This is a genomic window from Neisseria sp. P0021.S006, from assembly GCF_051956895.1.
Genome location: NZ_JBQCWZ010000951.1, coordinates 1 through 566 on the forward strand (window position 1 = coordinate 1; position 566 = coordinate 566).

The following is a 566-nucleotide window of genomic DNA, read 5'->3' on the forward strand; positions in this document are numbered from 1 at the left end:
GGACAAAGCGCCGTCATCGACATCCTTTTGCCTCTGGGCTTGTCTTATTACACTTTCCAATCGCTGGCTTACTTGGTGTATTGCTACCGTGAGCCTAAGGGAGAGCGTTTTGAATGGCACGAGCTCCTACTGCATCTGAGCTTCTTCCCCACCATCACATCCGGCCCGATTATCCGTGCAGCCGCTTTTAAAAGCATAGATGGCGAACAAGCAGGCGCATTGGTGCAAATCCGCACCAAACAGGCACGCCAGCTGATTTATCCGGCTTTGGCGGTTGGCCTGATTATGTTGGGCATTGCCAAAAAGTGGTGGCTTGCCGGCGTATTAGCGGAAGGTTGGGTATCGCCTGTTTTTGAAAATCCGGCTCAGTTCGACGGCTGGGGCGTTCTGTCTGCGATTTATGGCTACACCTTCCAACTCTTTTTCGACTTTTCCGGCTACTCAGATTTGGTCATCGGCTTGGCCATGCTGCTCGGCTTCCAACTGCCGAAAAACTTTGCCGCGCCGCTTCGCGCCATCAACATCCGCGACTTCTGGGACAGATGGCATATCAGCCTGTCCACTTG

At 53.2% G+C, this 566-nt stretch carries 1 protein-coding gene; it reads left to right on the forward strand.

Features of this window, described 5'->3' with window-relative positions; genetic code table 11:
- Positions 1-566: MBOAT family O-acyltransferase (locus ACTHUM_RS18100; RefSeq protein ID WP_440403696.1), on the forward strand; the 566-nt coding region annotated here is incomplete at both ends.